The following is a 22,296-nucleotide window of genomic DNA, read 5'->3' as shown; positions in this document are numbered from 1 at the left end:
TCTAGAAGTATGAGTTATTTACCACTATTTCCGTCGCGCTTTTGAAATGCGCTCCTCCAATAGTGGTAAATAACTTTCGTAGGTGGCGCCTTTTGTCTTGCAACAGCCATCTCCAGCAGACATTACGTCCATTTTCTACATGATTGGAGTGAGGCATTCTAAGAGCCGAACGGAAATCATGTGGAAAATATCATACATTATATAGATTCATATTGAAAAATAATCAGAATTAATGTTGACAAAATTGATATAGAGGCATATAATAAAACTAAGATAAGAGTAAGTTACTAGGTCTTATCGTACAATTGAATTATTCATCGGTAAAACTATTGAAAGATAGTGACACAAAGCCAAAGGGTCTAAGGTCCTCATATAGAGGATTATGACAGCCGGTTGCCACATTATATATTTAATGTGTATGGATAATAATTATCTATCTTATATGATTATAAGTGCAACCGTTTGTAAAGGATAACTTTGCAAATGGTTTTTTTATTTGGAAGAGAACGTTCCAGATAGATGCTCCGAATTTCATAAAGCTGGATTAATTAATATTCTACACAGAATCACAACATGGATGATGAAGTTAATTAATCAGTAATTTAATATTTTTAGTAAAACTATCGAAAGGTAGTGACACAAAGCCAAGGGTCTAAGATCTTTTTAAGATTACGATAGCCGGTTGCCGCATGAGAGAAGTTCATGTGTAAGAAATAAGCAGGTTGCTTTTTTCGTACCAGAGATCAAGATGGTCACTGGCTTGTGTCTATGAAATAGAGGAGGCGCATGGTCATGAAAAAAGCAATCAAAAAAGTTCTGGTAAGTGCATTTGCAGTTTTACTTGTAGTTGGACTCACAGCACCGGCGGCAGCAACTGTATCAGCAGCCAGCAATAAAGTAACAGTCAAAACAAGTACATCCAAGAAAGTAAAAACCAAAACATATAAGTTAAAGAAAAAGGTTAAACGCGCGAAGGTAACAACAAAGACAACCAAAAAGACATCCAAGAAGGTTATCACAAGCGTATCTAAAAAAGTTGAAGAGACAGTCCAGACCAATGTGGTTGTAAAGACAACAAAAAAAGCCAAAAAGAAAACTGTCAAGACAACAACAATCGTTAAGAAAGTCATTAAGACAACAAACCTCGCACAGGCAGGTAATGCAAGTATTAACCAGTTAAAGGGAATCGTCGATGACAAGGTGATCAATGAGTTCAATAGAGTCGGAATGACATTTGAAACCAATCCGAATTCTTCAGTATTAAAAGGTGCAGATGGAGTGTTCAGCCCGTCTCAGAGAAAGATCATCGTAAAAGAGAATGTCAACAGAGTTTTAGTCCACGAGGTAGGACACTTTGTAGCATATGTAAACAACAGAGCTGATTCCACAGCAGAGTTTAAAGCGATCTATAACGCTGAAAAAGGCAAATTTGTCGGAGACAACAAAGCATATGCAGTATCTAATAACAAAGAGTTCTTTGCAGAAGTATACAAAGAGTATTGCATGAACAGAACTTCTTTAAAGAAACATTGCCCAAGAGCTTATGAATATGTCAAAAATGTCCTTGCAGATATGTAAGGTAATGGGGTTATAGAAATCCGTCCGGAGTTGTCCGGGCGGATTTTTTCTAGTATAATGGACAAAGAAAAATTATTAGAAAGTAGGAATAGTATGCAGATACAGAGAGATGACATTATTATCAGAAAAGGGATCATACATATTCTGGACAGCCATAACGGATATCTTGGTTTGTCCAATGAACTGTTGGATATGGGGCCGGACTTGATGGAATTTGTCCGTGGACATATTTTTAAGATCTTAGAGAGCGATGACACTAAGAAGTGTCAGTTTGACGGAAACCTGTCTCCCGTTTTGACACTCCTGGAAACGATGGAGGAGCAGGAGGATGAAAGCTTTGTGGAAGCAAGCAGAGTTCTGGCAGAGAGCCTTTATGACATTATGTGCGACAGTGTCACCATCCCAGCCGCAGACCTGATTGTTGTCAGTTTCCAGCTTTACAGCGTTGTCCATCTAGCATTCCTTAAAATGAACTATAAGGAGACCTATGTACACAAAGAGGAGGAAAATGAGGTCAATGATATTGTAATACAGCGGGTGATGCCCATGGACGGGGCAAAACTCACAGAGGCTGTCATCGTAGATCTTCTGGAATATAAGGTACAGCTGGTGGAAAAGAAATATGAGATGCTCACAGGGGACAAGATCAACTACATATCCGAACGGTTCCTTCAGTGCCATGCAGATATGGCGCCAAAGAAAAAGTTCCAGATCCTGAACAAAGTGATCACGGACATCAACAACCGTTATGAAAATGAACCTTTAAAGAACCGTCTGGATGCTAAGAGCAAATTGAGAGAAGAATTTGCGGAGAAGAATGAATTCCGTATCAATGAGATCGGTGATCGGATCTTTGGTGAGAGCACAGAAAAGAAACAGGAGTTTGATGACCGAATCGAGCGTTATGACCTCCAGTATGATACCTTTACCGTCGCAAAGGAGAATACCGTCAAGAAGTTAGAATACCAAATCCTGGAGACTGATTCCGGAATTGAGATCAAAATCCCTATGGAAGAGTATATTACCAAGGATAATGTAGAGATACGGGAAGAACCGGGAGGTGGAAGTGTCATCACCATCAAAAATATTGAACAGGTGAAGATTAAATAAAACAGCCTATTCCAGCGTTTCTTGACATCTGAATGCACAAGGACTATAATATTTAAAATTAAAAATTCGGAATTGCTCTAAGCCGGAGTGTCGGTTTAGGGCTTTTCTTACATCGTCACGGAAAGAAGAGGTACATAATCATGACACAGTTTTCAGAAAGAATCCTAAAGACACCGGCATCCTTCATAAGGGAGATCCTAAAAGTCATCCAGAAGGATGATATCATTTCTTTTGCCGGAGGTCTGCCAAATCCTGTTTCTTTTCCGAAAGAAGCCCTCAAGCAGTCTATGGAACGAGTGATCGACCAATATGGAGATGAAGTATTCCAGTACTCCAGTACAGAAGGATATCAGCCTCTCAGAGAATGGGTGGCAAAAAGATACCGGGACGAGTATCAGATGGATGTTCAGGCTGAAGATATTTTGATCACTACCGGATCCCAACAAGCTTTGGATTTAATGGGGAAAGTACTGATTAATCCTGGCGATGCCCTTGCCATCGAAGAACCGGGATATCTGGGAGCAATTCAGGCGTTTACCATGTTTGAGCCAGATTTTTGCCCGGTGCCGCTCCTGGATGACGGTCTGGATCTGGATAAATTGGAATTGATTTTGGAAAAACGGAATGTAAAACTGTTGTACACAGTTCCAAATTTTCAAAACCCCACAGGGCTTACTTATTCCGTGGAAAAGAGGAAGCAGATGTGTGAGCTTCTGAACCGCTACTCTGCTTATTTGATTGAAGATGATCCGTATGGACAGCTGAAATTTGAAGGAGAGGTGTTTCCATATATCAGTTCCTTCGGCCTGAAAAAAAGTGTGGTGTTTGGAACAATTTCTAAGATCATTACACCTGGGATGAGGCTTGGCTGGATCTGCACTAAGGATAGGGAACTTATGAGCCATCTGGTGACAGCAAAGCAGGCAGCTGATCTGCACAGCAATATCTTCGCCCAGTATGCAGTTTATGACTACCTTATGAATCATGAACTAAATGAACATATCGATCATATAAAAGATCTCTATAAGAAACAAAGCGATGCAATGCTGCAGGCTATGAAGGAGTTCTTTCCGGACAGTGTCTCTTATACGATGCCGAAGGGCGGTATGTTTGTCTGGGGTTCACTTCCGGAAGGGGAGTCTTCCCTTAAACTGTTTGACCGGGCGATGGAAGAAAAAGTGGCGTTTGTACCGGGCAATCCATTTTACGTGGATGATACAAAAGCTGTCCCTACGTTCCGGCTAAACTATACAAACTCTGAACCGGAAGTGATACGGGAGGGAATCCGACGTCTTGGAAAGCTGATGGAGATCTATTAATCGGATTCAAATTTAATTTCATAATGGATCACAAGGGTTAGGAAGGATCTCAACAGGATCACCGCGCCCAGCATATAAAGCTCCTGCATATTTTTTGTGATAACCGTGCGTAGGATCTCGCCTCCCAGCTTAAATTCCAGGGCAAAAGCCAGGATCTTGGCAAGCTCCAACTTGATATCCCGGTCTTGCGTGGTGAATCCGGCGCGTAGATATTGAAAAAAAGCTTTTACGCACCCGAATACGATCACAAAGATGCCAAAGAGCTCCAGCATGTGGATGCACAGCATCACAGTGTCCGTTAAAAGATGGTCTGCCATAGGCCTCTCCTCTCTTTTTATACAATAGAATCAGAATGATAATATTTTTTACCAATCTGTAAGATTTCATACAAGTATGCTATAATGGGTATGATATGTTCTACATGATTTCCGTTCGGCTCTTAGAATGCCTCACTCCGATCATGTAGAACATGGACGTAGTATCTTCTGGATAAGGATAATGGAGAAAAGTTCATATCCACAGGGCATACCGCATTTGTAAAGGCAGGAGTAGATATGATGAAGCAAAAAGGAAGCAGCGGAAGGGCTGTATTGTTATATAATCTGGATCACTCTGAGAGAGGAAGAAAGATTAAGTTTATTCTGATCCGCATGGGAGTGCGGATTAAGAATATTAAAAAGGAAGATTATCTGAAACCCATCGGGGCTCTGGCAGGATTGCCTGGAATTGTGGCTCCAGACAGTGTATACGAGGGCCCGGGATTTATGGAAGAGATGCTGGTGATGAAGGGTTTCACCGGGCATCAGATCGATGATATGATCCTCAGGTTTAGAAAAGAAAAACTAGACAAGATCAATCTGAAAGCTGTCATAACTGACACGAACAAGACATGGGATTCGATCACCTTGTACGAGAATCTGAAAGAAGAACATGAACAGATGACGGGACAATAATTTTCTGGGAGTTATATGATGAAGACTTTTAAGAGCCGGAAGAATCCCGGTAAATCGATTGCAGTGTTATCAATCAAACAGGGGCTGACCTTAGTTATCCCCTTTTTAATTCTGGGTTCCTTTGCACTTTTATTCCAGAGCTTTCCATATCCGCCCTATCAGGAATTCATGAGTGATTTCCTGGGAGGGCGGATTTTGTCTATTCTGACATCGGTCTATAACATCACTCTTGGATCCCTGGCGCTGCTGCTGACTGTTACCATCAGCCTGTCCTTTGGCAAGATGGCGGAGACCAATGAAGCATTTTATTATGCAGTCACAGCGGTAGTCTCCTATATGGCCTTTTGCGGTGGAATCACGGAAAACAAAGAATATATTTTTGGACCGGAGTGGGTGTTTACGGCTATGTGCATCACACTGGCATCCTGCATCCTTTTCCGCATAGGTGTCAGGGCCGCCAAGAAAATTGAAGCGATGCACACGGTAGGTGCAGAATATTTATTTAACCTTTCCATCTTGAATCTGGCGCCGATCATTATCATTACACTGCTGTTTGCAGGAGCAGGGGTTTTGTTGAGACAATGGACAGGAGTCAGCAATATTACCAATTTCGGTTCCTTTTTATTCATGAAGGCATTCAGGCATCTGTCAGGCAACCTGACAGGAGCCCTGCTGTATGTTCTCTTTTCCCATGTACTCTGGTTTTTTGGGATTCACGGAACCAATACACTGGACGCGGTGGCAAAGAGACTTTTCGAGCCGGGGGTCCAGGTCAACCAGGCATTGCTTGCTGCGGGAAAGATGCCAACGGAGATCTATTCTAAGTCATTTTTGGATGTCTTTGTGTTTCTCGGAGGCTGCGGGGCGGCCTTGTGCCTCATTTTTGCCCTTTTGATCGCTGCGAAAAAGAGCCATAACCGGAAACTGGCAAAGGTTGCGGGAGTATCGGTTCTCTTTAATATTAGCGAAGTGGCAGTCTTTGGATTCCCTGTCATATTCAACCCTGTCATGTTCCTGCCATTTATCTTAACACCGCTGGTCTTTGTGCTGACCAGCAGCTTTGCAATGTACACGGGTTTGGTGCCGTATGTGACAAAGTCAGTGGAGTGGACAGTTCCGATTGTTTTCAGCGGCTATGAGGCGACGGGTTCCATGACAGGAGGCCTTTTGCAGGCTGTAAATCTGGTGATCGGCACTCTGATCTATATACCGTTTATCCGGTACAGTGAAGCAAAGCAGACAAGAAGTTTTCAGGAAGAGGTCCGGCAGATGACCAAAGATATGGATCAGGGAGATGAGACAGGACACAGACCGGAACTTCTCTCTGATGATTATGTACATAACTATGCAGCTAGAACATTGGCCTATGATCTAAAAAATGAGCTTGAGAGAGGATGTCTGACTCTCCATTATCAGGTGCAGATGGCTGGAGACGGAAGTCTATACGGAGCCGAGGCATTACTGCGGTGGAATCATCCGGTGGCCGGGTACATTGCGCCTCCATTGATCATACAGCTGGCTTATGAGAGCCGTCTCCTGGAGAAGCTGGGTTACTTTATTATTGAAAAAGCATGTATGGATATTCAGGAGATGAACAAGGTTTCAGACCAAGAAATAAGAATATCTGTAAACATCTCGCCAAATCAGCTGGAGCAAAAGGATTGGAGCCGGCATGTGTTCAAGCTTCTCTCAAAGTATGATCTTGGGAACAAGCAGATGGTCTTTGAATTTACGGAGCGTGTGTTTTTGGACCATTCTGATAAAGTGGCCGGTGAATTGAAAGCGGTCAGGGAACATGGCATTGAGATCAGCATGGATGATTTTGGAATGGGCCATGGTTCTATGGTCTACTTACAGGATTATTCGTTTGAGGAGGTCAAGCTGGACGGGAGGCTGGTAAGACAGCTTCTGGACAATGAAAGATCCAGAAATATTGTTTCAGGAATCGTAGAAATGGCAAAGACACTGAAGTTCCATGTGGTGGCGGAGTTCGTAGAGACGAAAGAGCAGAGGGATCTCTTAAGAGATATGGGCTGTAACGTATTTCAGGGGTATTATTACGGAAAGCCCGTTCCTCTGTGTGAATTTATTAAAACCTTCCTTAGGTAAACCGGAAAACATCAGTTGTGATACAGGCAAAATTATGGTATAATAACAGTTGAAATATACATGAACAGAGTTGGACGGCTAAGGGGGATATGGAATGGACAAGAGGAAGAGTGGGAGAATCTGTGCGGCAGTTTTGATTTGTACTCTTTTATTGTGGGGATGCAGCAAAAAAAGTACGGTAGAAAATGAAAAGAGTACCGGTCAGAATGTAACTACCATAACTTTTTTTGGAAATAAATACGAAAAAGAAAATGTCGAAGTGATCGAAGAGATCATCTCTGGTTTTATGAAGGAGAATCCTGATATCAGAGTGTCATATGAGAGCCTGAAAGGAGCCGAGTACTTTGAGGCGCTGGAAAAGCGTATGGCTTCGGGAAAAGGCGATGATGTGTTTATGGTTAACCATGATATCCTGCTGAAACTGAAAGGAAAAGGACAGATCGCAGATCTGTCCGGCCTCAGCACGGTTTCTGATTATACGGACCAGATGCGGGGGCAGATGGAGGAAGGGGGAAAGATTTATTGGATGCCTACCACGGTTTCTGTTTTTGGATTGTACTGCAATACGGATCTTTTGGAGAAACATAAGCAGAAGGCCCCGGAAACTTTGCAGGAGTGGGAGCATGTCTGTGAGTATTTTAAGGAGAAAGGAACTACGCCTGTTATATCCAACAATGATATTTCTCTGAAGACACTGGTTATTGGGGAAGGGTTTTATTCTGTTTATCAGAAACATGAGCAGAAAAAGGTATTTAAGGATTTGAATAACGGAAATGAAAAACTGAGCAAGTACTTAAACTCAGGCTTTTCTCAGGCGGAAAGCTTTATTAAAAAAGGTTATATCGATGCCGGAAAGGCGCTGGATACGGAGAAGACTTCAGATGACCTTGAAGAATTTGTCAAGGGGGAATCGCCGTTTATGCTGACAGGAGCATGGGCGGCAGGAAGAGTGAAGTCAATGAAGCCCGGCTTTAATTTTGAAGTTACAGCTCTCCCTGTCTTGAAGAATGGTTCTCTGCTGGTGATGAATGCGGATACCAGGTTGAGTGTGAATGCCGACAGCCGGCATGTGGATGCCGCAAAACGGTTTGTAGCATATTTTACAGAGGCAGAAAATATCCAGAGGTTTGCGGATCAGCAGTGCTCATTCAGCCCTTTGAAAGGAGGGAATCCTTCTTCGATTGATGAGATTCAGCCTCTTTTATCGTGTTATAAGGCGGGCAAAACGGTAATCGGAACAGACAGTCTTTTAGAATTGCCGATCTGGAATTTAACGGCCGATGCCTCCAGGCAGCTTCTCTCAGGAAAATCACTGAAAGCTGTTTTGAAAGAGATGGACCAGGCAGCAGCAAAAGAAAGGGAATAAAATGACGGAAATAATCAGGCCTGGGAAGGTAAAGAAAAAAATTGCTGTGGCAGCAGTGATCACCGGCATCATTCTCAGCTTTCTGACCTATCTTTTTGTTCAGGGTGTAAAGGAGGAGCTGTGGGAACAGTCCATCAGTACCATCAAAGAGAGTACCCAGCAAGGCTGCAATACTCTGAAGGTGCAGCTCCAGGATGAGTATGAGGCCATGGGAACGATCACAGAATACCTGAAGCAGTACTCAATGGCGGAAAGGAAGGATGTATCGGAGGCTCTAAGCAATTATGCACGGGCGGATAAGGGGATCAGCCTCTATCTGCAGGATGGCAGTTGTATCCCTTCTGGAACAAATCCGGATGAGGAGGTTCAGAGGCAGTTGCTTGAGTCTGACGATAAATACGGTATCATTGATCCGCATATCAGCAGCTCTACCGGTGTCAATGTATTTAACTTATATGTCAGGGTGATTTTGAAAGACGGGACAAAAGGTTATCTTTTGAAGGAATATGAAGTGAGCAGTATTGTCAACAGTTTTAGCCTGTCTTTTTATGAGGATACAGGTTTTTCCTATGTGACCAACCAAAAAGGAAAGGTTTTGATCCGTTCTCCCCATCCAAACAGCAACAAGACCATGAAAAATCTTTTTGATATGCTGCCGGTGGCTCAGAATGACCGGGACAGTATTTTACGCTTTCAAGAGGCTTTGAAGCAATCGAAGACTGGATGGGCTGTATTTAATTATCAGGGAAAGGATACAGTGCTTTGCTATACTCCGTTAAATTTACAGTCTGACTGGTATTTAATATCCATTATTCCAAAAGATGTGGTGGACGCCCAGACCAATGAGATCTTACGCCGTTCTCTGGCTTTGATCGGATGTATTCTTGCGGGTATCTCGGCCTTGGTATTTTTCTATTTCCGTTATGCCAGTAAGACAAATAGAAAGCTGCGCAACCAGGCGGATTACATTATGAATTTATATAATGCAGTACCGGAGGGGATTGCTTTGATCTCGGTTGATCAGCCGTACCGTTTTCTACAGCTGAATCAGCAGGGACTGCGTCTGCTTGGTTATCCTGACAGTACTTCAAATGATGTAGTTTCCGGGGAAGATCTTCAGAGCATGATCCATCCGGATGACTATGTTAAGCTTGTCCAGGTATTTCGGCAGACGGCAGAAAATGGACATAAGAATACGTTTGAATATCGTATCCGAAAAGAGGAAGGCACTTACTTCTGGGCATCTGGGATTCTTGAAAGAACATTGGATGATAATGGCAATCCGGTCCTGGTGGCGGCATTCCATGACATAACGGATGAAAAGCTGGCAAAAGAAGCGGCTGAGAGAGAGAAACTTCAAGAGAGGATCACCCTGGTGGGAGCCATCTCCAATGCTTATCCTGTGATCATCAGTATGAATCTGACAAAAGATACGCTCAGCTTTGTTTATGTAAAAAAAGGGCTGATGCTGGGAATTGGCAGTCAGACATCCTATAGCAGACTTTACGAAGATGTGGCAACAACCCTGCATCCAGACAATGTAGAAGAGTTTAAGCGCCGGTTTGAGCCTGGAAAGCTCTATGAAGCTTTAGGCCAGGATACAAATGAGGTGTTTTTGGAGGCAAGACAGAGGCTTTCAGACGGCAACTATCACTGGACCTCAACGCAGATCATTTCCGTGGATAATCCATATTCAGATGACAAATTGGCGGTCCTCATATCCCGTCGTATTGATAAGCAGAGGTATGAAGAAGAACAGCAGCGTCAGGCGCTTCAGAGTGCACTGGACAATGCCAATGCGGCTAATACAGCCAAAAGCCAATTCCTGTCTAATATGAGCCATGATATCCGTACGCCGATGAATGCCATTGTTGGGATGACAGCCATAGCCACGGCACACGTGGATGAACGAGAGAGAGTCATGGAATGTCTGGAGAAGATCACTCTTTCCAGCAAGCACCTGTTAAGCCTGATCAACGATGTTCTGGATATGTCAAAAATCGAAAGCGGAAAGTTTTCTCTCAGGGATGAACCGTTTAATCTTGCGGAACTCATGGCTGATGTGATCGCACTGGTAAAACCACAGGCAGACGAAAAACAGCTTCATATGAAAGTCCAGCTGACTGCGCTGAAAAACGAAAAAGTCATCGGGGATGCCCTGCGTGTCCGCCAGGTATGCATCAATATTTTGAGTAATGCCGTAAAGTATACGAAGGAAGGCGGAGATATTGATGTCCGTGTCCGGCAGGAGAGCAGTATGCGCAGAGGATATCAGAATTATGTTTTCTGCTGTGCAGACAACGGAGTCGGCATGAGCAATGAATTTCTGGATAAGCTGTTTCTTCCTTTTGAACGGGCCGCGGATGCTTCCGGCAGCAAAGCGGTGGGTACAGGGCTTGGAATGGCGATCACAAGAAATGTCGTGGATTTGATGAACGGCGATATCCAAGTGGAAAGTGAGCCTCTAAAAGGTTCGATATTTACTGTGACTCTGCCCTTCAGGCTGCAGGAGATCCAGCAGAAGGAGATCTCTGGTGAGTGGGCCGGGGTACGAAGTCTTATTGTAGATGATGATCTTCAGACATGCAGGGATGGGGCCGAGCTTCTGAACAGTATGGGGCTTCGGGCAGACTTCGCTGGTGATGGTGAGGATGCTGTCAACTTCGTTGTCCGGTCAAAGGCTGAGCAGGACCCGGTACAGCTGGTGATCGTAGACTGGAAAATGCCGGGTATGGACGGCCTGGAGGTGACCAGGCGTATCCGGGCTGAAGTTGGAAAAAAGATTCCGCTGATCATCCTGACTGCCTATGATTGGGCAGAGATCGAGGAGGAAGCCAGGGATGTAGGTGTGACGACATTTTTGTCAAAACCGCTGTATTACTCAAAATTATGTTATCTTCTCGGCAGGCTGAATGAAGATTCAGAGTATGAAGAACAGCAGTATTCCAGTGAGAAGCCGGATTACACCGGCAAAAGGATCCTGCTGGTGGAAGACAATGATCTCAACAGAGAGATCTCCAGAACCTTGATTGAAGAAATGGGGGTTCTGATTGACGAGGCCGTAGACGGTGAAGATGCAGTGAAGAAGGTTTCAGAGTCGGAAGAAAACTATTATGACATGATCCTGATGGATATTCAGATGCCGAAAATGAATGGCTATGATGCGACAAAAGTAATCCGGACCATGGACCGCCAGGACGCCGGACATATCCCGATCATAGCGATGACAGCCAATGCGTTTGAGGAGGATGTGAGGACGGCCTTAAGGGCAGGAATGAATGAGCATTTTGCAAAGCCTATCGATGTGCAGGCATTGGAGAGGCTGCTTCATAAGTACCTGATGGAAGACAAAACAGACAAAAAATAGATGAACATAGAGCAAAGAGCTGCAATACCCCGTTCCTTTCGGTTGTATCTCCTTTTTCTTCTGCATATATAAATAGTGCACAAGTTGGAGGTAGATACAGCGGATGGGAAATAAAAAAAGAGGTATTTTGCTGCTTTTTGCTGTTTTTTTTCTTGGGCTTTTGATCGCAGCGGAAAGCTCGGCCGTAGAGAGGATTTTACAGCGCAACGACGCAATTGCGAGAGAAAAGCGGTTTCAGGAGTACCGCAACACCGGATGTAAAGACGGAAAGCCTGACCCGCATATTTTAAAAGAAATAAAAAATTCTCCGGTGCAGGAGGACTACATACCGTTTGTCAACTATTCTGATTCGTGGAATGAGGCGAGAAGTTTTGGGGGAGACCGGCATCATGAGGGCACAGACATTCTTTCTGATACTGCGACAAAAGAAAGAGGCGAAATCCCGGTAACCAGTATGTCCGACGGTGTGGTAGAACAGATCGGGTGGCTGAAGCTGGGCGGATACCGCATCGGTATCCGTTCTCCGGGAGGGGTGTATTTTTACTATGCTCATCTCTACAGTTATGCTCCGGGTATGAAACGGGGAATGCGGGTACAGGCGGGAGATATTATAGGGTATATGGGGGACTCCGGATATGGAAAAAAGGAAGGGACCGTGGGCAAATTTCCTGTACACCTGCATCTGGGAATCTACCGTTATGACCGCCTGCATGGGGAATACAGCATTAATCCATACCAGTTTTTGCAAAAGATACTGAAGAAAAAATGAAAGGACAGACAGATGAAATTTGAGATTCACACATATCAGACAGTTGATTGCGTTGAAATCGTTAAACTGTTTTATGAGACCGTCCATGCCGTGAATGCGGCGGATTACACAAAAGAACAGCTGGACGCATGGACAGCAGGCTCCGAAACCAGACGGGCTTTTGAATGGAACCTGTCATTTTTAGAACATACCTCACTGACGGCAAAGGCAGGAGGAAAAATCATAGGCTTTGCAGATATGGACGCTGACGGTTATCTGGACCGGCTGTATATTCACAAGGATTATCAGAGAATCGGTGTGGCAGCCGCGCTTGTAAGGGAGCTGGAGTCGCATTCAGACAAGCGGAGTTTCAGAACTTTTGCATCCATAACTGCAAAACCGTTTTTTAAAAAGCAGGGTTATAGGGCAGTAAAAGAGCAGCAGGTGAACAGAAATGGGATCCTGCTCACAAATTTTCTTATGGTCAAGGAGCTTTGATCACAGAGGAACGTAATAGAGTTTTATGATATTTTCTCCTCTGCACAGATCAATCTCACAGGGACACGCACTTACATACCTCCAGCAGGGAATGCAGACGGCCAGTTTGCGGGCCTTGATCTTGTCACAGGCATTCACGTCTGTCACCTGACGGTCAGGACAGATGCGGTTTCCGGTGCAGCGGTCCAGATACTGCACGGTATAACTTCCAGTATCATCATGGACTTCTATGGATGTATCATCATAGAGATTACAAAGGCTGGTGACTAACACGGCATAGTTGGAGATTGTTCCATCCCCGCACTTTGTTTTGTACTCAAAGGTGAATTCCATAGAGTCATGCGGAGGAACAGTGAAATCCTCGGCCAGGATCCGCCGTTCGGTACTGTGTTCGGCCTGGTCTGCTGACTTTGCTCCGAATACATCATAGAGCAGCGGAAAAACAGCCGGAAGATCGGAGTGATTTCGAACTGCGATACGGTAATATACTTTTTTACAGGCGGCGGCATCCAGTGATTTATAGATGATCTGGTCGGCTTCCGTGCCCACAAACTTTTCTACGGTCACATCGGGATGGCAGGACACCACAGGTGTAGGGAAATGCAGAGTGCGGGCCGGATTATCGTATGTCAGCACTGCGGTATCGGCAGTGAGATGGCTGGGTTCCAGGAAGGTTACAAACGTTTCCCGGTCATTGTTTGTGTGAAGATGCGAACCACTGGCTGCTCCCTTAGCCGTGATCTCATAGCTGAGCTGGAGCCGGGTTTTACTGTCCGGGGACAAAGGGAAGAAGGGAACGTTCCCTAGGTCAACCGTAATGACTCCGTCTTGTATATTACCGTCATCTACGATAGGGAGCAGCGGCGGTTTTTTATAAACCGTATAGCCGGGGGCTGAAGGATCCGTGATGTCAGGATCATCTGCAGTTTTTAGGAGGATGCCGTCCTGTTCTCCTGAAATCTTTAGGGAACCTGGAACATATTCAAACAGAGCGGTGTTGATGGTATCTTTCAGTGACAGACGAAGGCTTCCTGCCAGAACGAGGAGATCCCGCACCAGCCGTTCTAATTCCTCGATGATGGGGCGTTCGGACCCGCTCTCGGCCGCTTCACGAAGATAGGAACCTGTGGAGGCGATTGTCCTCATAATGTTCAGGACATCCTCTCTTGTATACGGGCCGGGAGTCTGTGCATCGATTTCGATCCCCAGCACAAATAAAGAGGCATTTCCGTCAGAGGGATCTTTTATCTTGGCGGCACTTTCATAGGCACGTTTAAGCGCTAAGATCAATTCCTCAGAGGTTGCTGACCGGCTGGCTAACTCCTGGATCAGCCGGGGCAGAGTCTGCTTTAAATATAAATAATACTTCCACAGGCCTCCCGGCATCTCAGGAAGAAAATCACTGTCTGTGTTGGAAGGGCCTGCATATACATCGGCATATTCAGGATTTACGGAGCGGTTGGCCTGACCGTCAGTGATTAAAATAACGGCTCTGCGTAAAATATCATCTGACTGGGTAAAACCCGGAGTCTTTAGAAGACGGTATGCTTCATTGAGGCCTGCCTCAGTATTGGTGTCTTCTCCGTAAGGAATGGCCCAGATCATATTGTCAAGAATGGTATTGGCTTCATATCCGGTATCATTCATGCTGTAAGGAAGCTGAGAAGGAGTGAGGGGAGTCCCTGACGCCACGGATGTGATGAAGTTTCCTGTATATGCAGCCGGATCTGTGCTATACACCTGCTGAAGATAATTTTCCAAGATCGTATCAGTTCTGGCACTGCCGTCGGCATGATAAATGTCAGAGTACTGGATTTTATAATAGTTATAATAATTGTACAAGCTTCGTTCAGCACTGGCAGCGATCGGAGCCGATTGGCTCATGTAGGCGGGAATCTCAGATGCTGAGACATAAGAGCCGTTGCGATAGCCTAAGATCTGTCCGATCATGTTGCCGCCTACGGTGGAGCGCCGCCAGGTAAACAGCGTACCAAGGTAGTCGTAGGAAAAACCGCCTCCAGCCAGCGGGATATAGGCATCCCTCGCAAAAGGGACAATAGTGATCCTGGTCTCCTGATTCTGACGCCAGAGCAGCTGGATCGTCTGGATCAAAGCTCTCTTGGCCAGAGCCATTTTTCTGCTCCCGCCGGACATCATACTTGCGGTGACATCTAAAACAAAGATCACGTCCAGAGAATGAGGTGGATAATAAGAATAAACAAAAGGCTCTGCCGCCACATCGAGTGTTACTTTCGATGTGCAGTCTCCCAGGGCTCCTTTGGAAATGCTGAGCCGGTCATGAAAATGCAGGATACCTCCCCGGCCTTCTTCATAGCCTGCGTCATAGACTGCGGAGAGGCCAGAGGTGATCCAGTAATCCGGATCCAGATCATCATTTGTTTGACGGATCATATCGTATCCGCCGATAGTTTCAGGGTTTTGTTTTCCAGGTCCCTGATAAGGACAAGGAGTTTTTTTAATAGCCATATGATTACCTCCAGTTTCTATTAGTATATTATTCGACAGGCATTGAGACACAAAAAGAAGGGAATCTTCAATATCCTTTAATAGACAGCAAAAACTGGCTATGATAAAATAAACCAATAGGGAAATGAACGGGGATTTTTAAATAAGGGGATTGGCAGGTGGATTAATTTGAGGTGGAATATTGCAGCAGAGTCGATATCATTAGTAATGCTGGGCATCATTTGGGTATATTCAAGAAGGGGAAGTCATCTTCCCACACTGAAAAACAGAATATTTCAGGGATGCCTGATGGTGACATTTGGAGCTATGCTCACCAACATCCTGTCAACGATCATGATTTACCAGTGTGATCAGGTGCCCATGTGGATGACGTGGACGGTGACAACCGTATACTATGTACTGACTCCGCTTATGGGACTTGCATACTTTCTTTATACAGTCTCTGTGATTTATACGGAGAATGGACAGCTTAAGAAAGTCATAGGGGTTGGAATTATCCCAGGGGTGATCTATGTGCTGCTGGTCATCGCCAACCCGTTTACAAAACAGCTCTTTGATATCAATCTGAGTGACGGCTACGTGAGAGGGGACTGGGTTGCCGCCACTTATCTTGTTTTTTATGCATACTGTCTTGCAAGTATCATCGTCACGGTCTGGAATTATAAACGGATCGACAGAAAGATCTATCATATTTTAGCCGCTTTTCCGATACTGGCAGTGGTCGTTATCGTTGTCCAGCAGATCTATCCGAATATCATTTTATCCGGCTCCGCGGCAACCTGCGCGCTGATGATCATCTACCTGCATCTGCAGAACAAACAGATATCTATGGATTATCTAACCAATGTGCCCAACCGCCAGGAACTGCTCAACATGCTGGAATTGATGATCAGCAAAACTCCAGACAGGCGTTTTGTCCTTGTTGTGGTATCCCTCCGGGATTTCCGCCAGGTCAACAATACGTGTGGACAGCAGATGGGGGATGAATTTCTGAAGGAGTTCTGCAGGTTTCTAAGTTCTGTGGGACCGGCCGGAAATATATACCGTTTTAGCGGCGATGAGTTCGCACTTTTATTTACCCGCGAGGGAGAAAAACAGATCAGGCAGTGCATAGATCAGATTAACCAGCGGATGCAGCAGCCATGGCAGATGGAAGATTATCGGTTTCATCTGTCCTGCGTGACCGGCATTATCCGGTACACCGGAGAAGGGGAGAGCCTGGAACAGACCGTAAGTGCCATCGAATATGCGGTTTTTAGGGCTAAGGCCGGAAGGTACGGGCAGGTCTGCTACTGTGATAAGAATATGCTGGAGGAACTGGAAAGAAGGCGCAGGGTGATACAGATCCTGAAGGACAGTCTCTCAGAGCAGAGCTTTGAGATGTACTATCAGCCGATCTATTCCGTGAAGAGCGGAGATTTTCATTATGCGGAGTCACTAATGAGGATCCCGGACTCGCCCATAGGGCCGATCTACCCGTCTGAGTTTATACCGATCGCGGAGGAGACAGGCCTGATTGTGGATATCACTTACGTTGTGCTGGACAAAGTCTGTAAGTTCATTAACCGGCTTTTGGAAAAAGGGATCCAGGTGGGATCGATCCATGTGAATTTTTCGGCAGTGCAGTTCTCACAGCCGGATTTAGTTGATAAAGTCCTGGAGATCATCCGGAGCAATCACACTCCAATGTCCGCTATCGAGATTGAGTTTACGGAAAGTACCCTTGCGGAGAGCACAGAAGTCGTCACAGAATTCGCCCTGCGGATGAAAGACAATGGGATCAAAATGGGGTTGGATGATTTCGGTACAGGTTATTCCAACATCGCCACGGTCATCAATATTCCGTTTGGGACTGTCAAGCTGGACAAAAGCCTTGTGCGTGCAGCTATGGACAAAAGCCTATCCGCCCTAGCAGTCAAAAATTTGTCCTATACATTTAAGCAGCTGGGGATGAAAGTGATCGCCGAAGGTGTAGAGACCGATGAACAGAGAAGTCTGGTAGAAGGTTTCGGGGTAGACCAGATCCAGGGCTTTTACTATGCAAAACCGATGCCGGGGGATGATATGGAGCGGTTTCTCCTTGAGCATGAGAGAAGATAAATGTGCAAAAAGACTGGATGACTTCAGTCTTTTTTTATTCCATAGGAAAGTTCTGAAAACCTCCCTATGGAATAAACAAGACCTGCGGGCAGTATGCACACAAATGCGTAAGGAAATCATTTGACTACGCCAAATCGCATTTGGCGCGCAAAGTGCACAAGCCCCTCAAAGAGTGAGGGGGTGGGGAGATGAAGTGGTTTGCCTACTTTGTTCTGCTGGAAGTCTATGATCCGGCGTCAACTAGTTCCATTGTTCAAAAGAGGCAGGTTTGTTTAATTTTCCGCAAGAGAAGATATCAGCACCCCGTTTTTTCGTATCAGGAAACCTGGCAGCTGTGATCCGGCTGTTGTCATAGGTCCTGAAAAAATATGTGGAGGAGGACAGGTCAATGAATGTCGTGTACTGTGTATAATCTGCGGTTTCACGGTTTGTCATGACAGAGCCCTTTGGGATGCTTACTCCTTCTAAAATATGAAAGCAGGCGGAGACTGCCTGATCTTGTGCTTCTGGAAGAGGAGTGTGGGTTTTTAAATATGCGGTTTTTACAAATCTGGCCGGCGGAGTGTAATCTCCGGGGAGACCAAAGGTTCCTGTGCCCTGTCCGAAGGGGCTGAGCGTTACTGTATTCCAGCTGTTTTCTTGAAGCTGGGAGGAGGTAACGTTCATGTAGTTTCGGAGGTTTGTCATGTGCCATTGGAAATCAGGGCTGTTGGACAACACGCCGATGGGATTCTCCATGATGTGCAGTCCGTCCGCCATTTTTTCAATGACCCTGCACTGTCCGCTTCTGTCTGTCAGGATCCAGTGGAGGGGAGCCACAGAATCGGTGACAGGATCTTTGATTCCTACAATGCGGAGCATGGAAAGGGTGGAAACTGCCTCCTTTACCGACGCACACTGGCCCAGAAGGAAATTTACAAGCTCCAGTGCGGCTATGGAAATTTTGGAGGACCGCTGGGTTTCTGCGGGATCATACTGGGCATAGCCAGGAAAGTATAAAACAGCGGCGGCAAAACCCATTTCATTTACGCCGTCTGCGAGAGTGACAGGAGAGATATCCTGGCCGATGCCCATGACACTGTATCGGTTTTGGATCAAATGGGTCTTTAACCTGTTGCTCCATTTATATCCTCTTGGGATAACATAGAGTTCCGGATCCAGGGGATAGGAAAAATCCATAGTGCGCCCAAAATAAAAGTTCCCCTTTGGCGTCTGTGCAGTCATTGCGGTACACATTGATAAAACCTCCTTATAGATGAAGCAGTTTTGTATTATGCAAATGTATATCTATGCTATGCTGCATGCATGAATAACTTGACGGGTTCTGAGAAAAAAGCTAGTATTTAAGAAGCGAAGATAAAAACACGGTCCGGTTGGTAGTCCGGGCGCGGGAGATGTATCCTGTCAGTAACCTGCCTCCTTGGTTGTCCATTCTTTGTTCATATCTTTTATTTAAGGAGGAATAAGAAATGAACAAAGTGACGTTAAAAACCACCGTATTTTTTGAGGATCCTTTCTGGATCGGACTGTTGGAAAGAGAGGAAAACGGCCAGCTCTCTGTGTCAAAGATTACCTTTGGCCCTGAGCCGAAGGACTATGAGGTACTCTCGTTTCTTCTAAGGCATCATCAGGACCTTAGATTCAGCCCGCCTGTAACGATTTTGGAGACAGCAGGGAAAAAACTGAATCCTAAAAGGATGCAGAGAAGCTTAAGAAGACAAAAGGAGCCTGGTGTGGGGACAAAATCCCAGCAGGCACTTGCAGCCCAGAGAGAGGCTGTGAAGACAGAGAGAAAGGTCCACAGGAAAGAAATGCGGGAGGAACGGGAGCACATGCAGTTTCTTAAAAAGCAGCAGAAGAAAAAACAGAAGCATAAAGGAAGGTAGGGGAGCAAGTATGGAAAAACTGTTTCAGCCTTTTAGCATCAAGGGCCTTAAAATCAAAAACAGGATTTGTGTACCGCCCATGGTTTGTTATAACTGGGTGAAAGATGACGGTTATGTGGTGCCAAAGAATGTGGAACATTACAGGGCCATTGCAAAGGGCGGTTTTGGCCTGATCATCCAGGAAGCCACCTGTGTGGACACGGACGGCAAACTCAGCAGAGATCAGCTGGGCATCTGGGAGGACGGGCAGATTGCTGGCCTGAAAAGAATCGTGGACGCAGTACATAGGGAAGGCTGTCCTATCTTTTTGCAGATCCACCATGCGGGAGTTAACGGATGCCAGGAGCATCTTTTATGTCCCAGTGATTACGAGTTTCATACGAATGGGGCAAAGAGGATTGGACATGAAATGACACCTGAGGACATTAAAAAGGTACAGGCAGAATTTGTTCAGGCGGCTGTGCGGGCCTGTGAAGCGGGCTATGACGGAGTGGAGCTTCACGGCTGCCACAGCTATCTGATGTGTGAGTTTTTCAATTCCAGGGTAAACTTAAGGACAGACGAATACGGTTTGCATCCGGAGAAGTTTGCCCTGGAGATCTTAGAGGAGATCAGAAAGCAGACCCCGAAGGATTTTATTGTGGGGATCCGTCTGGGAGCGTTTGAGCCAAAGCTTTCTGACGGCATCCGCCATGCACAGATCCTGGAGCAGCACGGCATTGACTTCCTGGATATCTCTTATGGTTTTTCTGGTGAGGATGAGCCGGAGGCACCGAAAGATTTTCCATATAAGGATGTCATTTATGCGGCAGGAGAGATCAAAAAGCATGTTTCAGTCCCTGTATTTGCGGTCAACAGCATAACGAATGCCCAGATGGCCGAGGATATCTTAAACCGTACAGGGGTGGACATGGCAGACATCGGCCGCGGAGTCCTGGTCAATTACAACTGGGCCAATGACGCCCGGGAAGGAAAAGATACCGGGCGCTGCCTGAACTGCAAGGTATGTCGGTGGAGGGAAGACTCTGATAAGTGCGCGGGTAGGATTCTTTTAAACCGCAGGAAACAAAAATAAGAAGATAAAAGCCTGTTTTATGTGTATAGAAAGTATATGCATAAGGCAGGCTTATGTTAGAATGACAAAAAGGAGGAAGTTTGTTATGAAAGAGATACTGATGATGAAATTGGAAAGCTGCCCATACTGCCATCAGGCACTGGACATGATGGATGAGCTGAAACAGGAGCACCCGGAATACAGGGACATTCCAGTAAAGATGGTGGATGAAGATGAGGACACTGATCTGGCGGACTCTCTGGACTACTGGTATGTACCGACCTATTATGTAGGAGATGAAAAGCTGCACGAGGGGGTTCCCACCAAAGAAAACATTCAGAAAGTCTATGAAGCGGCATTAAAATAGCAGGCAGAGGAATTCCTGTTTTATCCCAAGCATATATTTAGGAAAAAGAAGCAAAAGGATAGACACATGATTTATGTGGTAAAAGAAGGGGATACGATTGATTCTATTTCCTCACAGTTTGGAATTTCCAGGAGCCGTTTGATATATGATAACCAGATTTACGCAGGGAGGGTTGTGACCGGTCAGGCTCTGCTGATCCTGGAGCCTTCCGTCGTGCATACGGTGGAGGCAGGAGATACTCTTACGTCTATCGCCAGGGAATATGAAACTTCGGTCCAGTCTCTTGTAAGAAAGAATCCTTATCTGTTAAATGAGGTGAACCTGATGCCGGGGGATGTGCTGACGGTTGAGTATGCCCAGGAGAAGCTTGGGAGCCTGAATGTGACGGGATATGCGTATCCATATATCAGCACGGAAACCCTGCGGGAAGCACTTTTGTATTTAGATGAGCTTTTGATCTTTTCCTATGGATTCACTACCTCAGGGACTTTGATCCCTCCGGCTATGGAAATACCTTTGATTGATCAGGCTCTGGAGTTTGGCGTGGATCCCATGCTGGTTCTGACCCCGTTTGCAGAGACGGGATCTTTTAACAATCAGCTGGTGAAGACGGTCTCTGAGGACCTCTCCATGCAGCAGACCCTGATTGAGAATCTGGTTCAGACTGTCCAGCAGAAGGGATACGCAGGAGTGGATGTGGACTTTGAATATATCCTTCCGGAAGACAGGGAAGGATATGCGGCATTTGTGGGGAATCTGAGGGAACGCATGAATGCCCTTGGGTATAAGGTATCTGTAGCTCTGGCGCCTAAAATATCGTCCGAACAGGAAGGGCTGTTATATGAGGGGATGGACTATGCGCTTTTGGGAGAAAATGCAAATACGGTGTTTCTGATGACGTACGAGTGGGGATATACCTACGGGCCGCCCATGGCCGTCGCCCCCATCAACAAGGTCCGCCAGGTGCTGGATTATGCAGTAACACAGATCCCGGCGGAAAAAATCTATATGGGCATTCCCAACTATGGTTATGACTGGCCTTTGCCTTATGAAAGAGGAGTGACAAGAGCAACCAGCATAGGAAATGTGGAAGCGGTGGAGATCGCGGACCAGAATGGGGCACAGATCCAGTTTGATAAAACTGCAATGAGTCCCTTTTTTAATTATACTTTAGACGGTGTAGAACACGAGGTTTGGTTTGAGGATGTGCGGAGCATCGACGTAAAGCTCCGGACAGCCAAGGAGTATGGGTTTTCCGGGGTCGGATACTGGAATTTAATGAGGCCGTTCAGGGCCAACTGGCTTCTGATCGACAGCTTATTTCAGTTGGATGACTGACAAATAGACAGGAGGC

Annotated in this window: 17 protein-coding genes and 2 riboswitches; of the genes, 14 read left to right on the top strand and 3 right to left on the bottom strand. The window is 45.6% G+C overall.

Going from position 1 to position 22,296, the window contains the following annotated elements; genetic code table 11:
- Positions 1 to 309 precede the first annotated feature (309 nt).
- A riboswitch (cyclic di-GMP riboswitch) is annotated at positions 310 to 401 on the top strand.
- Positions 402 to 603: 202 nt separating this feature from the next.
- A riboswitch (cyclic di-GMP riboswitch) is annotated at positions 604 to 690 on the top strand.
- Positions 691 to 792: 102 nt separating this feature from the next.
- From AR1Y2_RS11115 to AR1Y2_RS11105, 3 genes are all read left to right on the top strand, one after another.
- Entirely contained in the window at positions 793 to 1,578 is a 786-nt protein-coding gene (locus AR1Y2_RS11115) for an anthrax toxin lethal factor-related metalloendopeptidase (protein ID WP_243118736.1), read from the top strand.
- 93 nt (positions 1,579 to 1,671) lie between these two features.
- On the top strand, positions 1,672 to 2,688 hold the full coding sequence (locus AR1Y2_RS11110) for a nucleoid-associated protein (protein ID WP_243118735.1): 1,017 nt from the start codon (positions 1,672 to 1,674) through the stop codon (positions 2,686 to 2,688).
- A gap of 140 nt (positions 2,689 to 2,828) precedes the next feature.
- A complete protein-coding gene (locus AR1Y2_RS11105) occupies positions 2,829 to 4,007 on the top strand; it encodes an aminotransferase-like domain-containing protein (protein ID WP_137329009.1) in 1,179 nt (392 codons plus the stop codon).
- On the opposite strand, the gene AR1Y2_RS11100 is transcribed toward AR1Y2_RS11105, so the two are convergent.
- Positions 4,004 to 4,324: a DUF1622 domain-containing protein gene (locus AR1Y2_RS11100; protein ID WP_137329008.1), complete on the bottom strand. Its 321-nt coding sequence runs from the start codon at positions 4,322 to 4,324 to the stop codon at positions 4,004 to 4,006. The genes AR1Y2_RS11105 and AR1Y2_RS11100 overlap by 4 nt on opposite strands.
- Positions 4,325 to 4,561: 237 nt before the next feature.
- Between AR1Y2_RS11100 and AR1Y2_RS11095 the strand changes: the two genes are divergently transcribed.
- The 6 genes from AR1Y2_RS11095 to AR1Y2_RS11070 all read left to right on the top strand — a co-directional run bounded on the left by AR1Y2_RS11095 (position 4,562) and on the right by AR1Y2_RS11070 (position 13,048).
- Positions 4,562 to 4,960: a DUF3783 domain-containing protein gene (locus AR1Y2_RS11095; RefSeq protein ID WP_243118734.1), complete on the top strand. Its 399-nt coding sequence runs from the start codon at positions 4,562 to 4,564 to the stop codon at positions 4,958 to 4,960.
- 15 nt (positions 4,961 to 4,975) lie between these two features.
- Complete coding sequence (locus AR1Y2_RS11090) at positions 4,976 to 7,069, top strand: EAL domain-containing protein (protein WP_330576897.1); 2,094 nt, start codon at positions 4,976 to 4,978, stop codon at positions 7,067 to 7,069.
- A gap of 94 nt (positions 7,070 to 7,163) precedes the next feature.
- Positions 7,164 to 8,435 carry an ABC transporter substrate-binding protein gene (locus AR1Y2_RS11085; protein ID WP_137329006.1) on the top strand — a complete coding sequence of 424 codons (1,272 nt, stop codon included), beginning with the start codon at positions 7,164 to 7,166 and terminating at the stop codon, positions 8,433 to 8,435.
- Position 8,436: 1 nt separating this feature from the next.
- Positions 8,437 to 11,802 (top strand): response regulator, encoded by a 3,366-nt coding sequence (locus AR1Y2_RS11080; RefSeq protein ID WP_137329005.1) that lies wholly within the window; start codon positions 8,437 to 8,439, stop codon positions 11,800 to 11,802.
- A 103-nt stretch (positions 11,803 to 11,905) separates the two neighbouring features.
- Complete coding sequence (locus AR1Y2_RS11075; RefSeq protein ID WP_137329004.1) at positions 11,906 to 12,571, top strand: M23 family metallopeptidase; 666 nt, start codon at positions 11,906 to 11,908, stop codon at positions 12,569 to 12,571.
- A gap of 12 nt (positions 12,572 to 12,583) precedes the next feature.
- Positions 12,584 to 13,048, top strand: coding sequence for a GNAT family N-acetyltransferase (locus AR1Y2_RS11070; protein ID WP_137329003.1), 465 nt, complete (start codon positions 12,584 to 12,586; stop codon positions 13,046 to 13,048).
- Here the strand turns inward: AR1Y2_RS11070 and AR1Y2_RS11065 are convergent, their stop codons facing one another.
- Positions 13,049 to 15,535, bottom strand: coding sequence for a vWA domain-containing protein (locus tag AR1Y2_RS11065; RefSeq protein ID WP_137329002.1), 2,487 nt, complete (start codon positions 15,533 to 15,535; stop codon positions 13,049 to 13,051).
- A gap of 168 nt (positions 15,536 to 15,703) precedes the next feature.
- Between AR1Y2_RS11065 and AR1Y2_RS11060 the strand changes: the two genes are divergently transcribed.
- Positions 15,704 to 17,635 carry an EAL domain-containing protein gene (locus tag AR1Y2_RS11060; RefSeq protein ID WP_137329001.1) on the top strand — a complete coding sequence of 644 codons (1,932 nt, stop codon included), beginning with the start codon at positions 15,704 to 15,706 and terminating at the stop codon, positions 17,633 to 17,635.
- A gap of 240 nt (positions 17,636 to 17,875) precedes the next feature.
- Here AR1Y2_RS11060 and AR1Y2_RS11055 read toward each other — a convergent pair whose 3' ends face one another.
- The gene (locus tag AR1Y2_RS11055) at positions 17,876 to 18,871 is read right to left on the bottom strand and encodes a linear amide C-N hydrolase (protein WP_137329000.1); all 996 of its coding nucleotides are present in this window, start codon (positions 18,869 to 18,871) and stop codon (positions 17,876 to 17,878) included.
- Between the two features lie 233 nt (positions 18,872 to 19,104).
- Between AR1Y2_RS11055 and AR1Y2_RS11050 the strand changes: the two genes are divergently transcribed.
- The 4 genes from AR1Y2_RS11050 (at position 19,105) to AR1Y2_RS11035 (ending at position 22,280) form a co-directional block, all read left to right on the top strand.
- Positions 19,105 to 19,521: a YjdF family protein gene (locus AR1Y2_RS11050; RefSeq protein WP_137328999.1), complete on the top strand. Its 417-nt coding sequence runs from the start codon at positions 19,105 to 19,107 to the stop codon at positions 19,519 to 19,521.
- Between the two features lie 10 nt (positions 19,522 to 19,531).
- Positions 19,532 to 20,596 (top strand): NADH:flavin oxidoreductase, encoded by a 1,065-nt coding sequence (locus tag AR1Y2_RS11045; RefSeq protein ID WP_137328998.1) that lies wholly within the window; start codon positions 19,532 to 19,534, stop codon positions 20,594 to 20,596.
- Positions 20,597 to 20,681: 85 nt separating this feature from the next.
- Positions 20,682 to 20,942: a thioredoxin family protein gene (locus AR1Y2_RS11040; RefSeq protein ID WP_137328997.1), complete on the top strand. Its 261-nt coding sequence runs from the start codon at positions 20,682 to 20,684 to the stop codon at positions 20,940 to 20,942.
- A gap of 66 nt (positions 20,943 to 21,008) precedes the next feature.
- The gene (locus tag AR1Y2_RS11035; protein ID WP_137328996.1) at positions 21,009 to 22,280 is read left to right on the top strand and encodes a glycosyl hydrolase family 18 protein; all 1,272 of its coding nucleotides are present in this window, start codon (positions 21,009 to 21,011) and stop codon (positions 22,278 to 22,280) included.
- The last annotated feature ends 16 nt before the right edge of the window (positions 22,281 to 22,296 follow it).

Source organism: Anaerostipes rhamnosivorans, from assembly GCF_005280655.1.
Taxonomy (GTDB): domain Bacteria; phylum Bacillota; class Clostridia; order Lachnospirales; family Lachnospiraceae; genus Anaerostipes; species Anaerostipes rhamnosivorans.
This window is presented reverse-complemented; position numbering and strand designations above follow the sequence as displayed.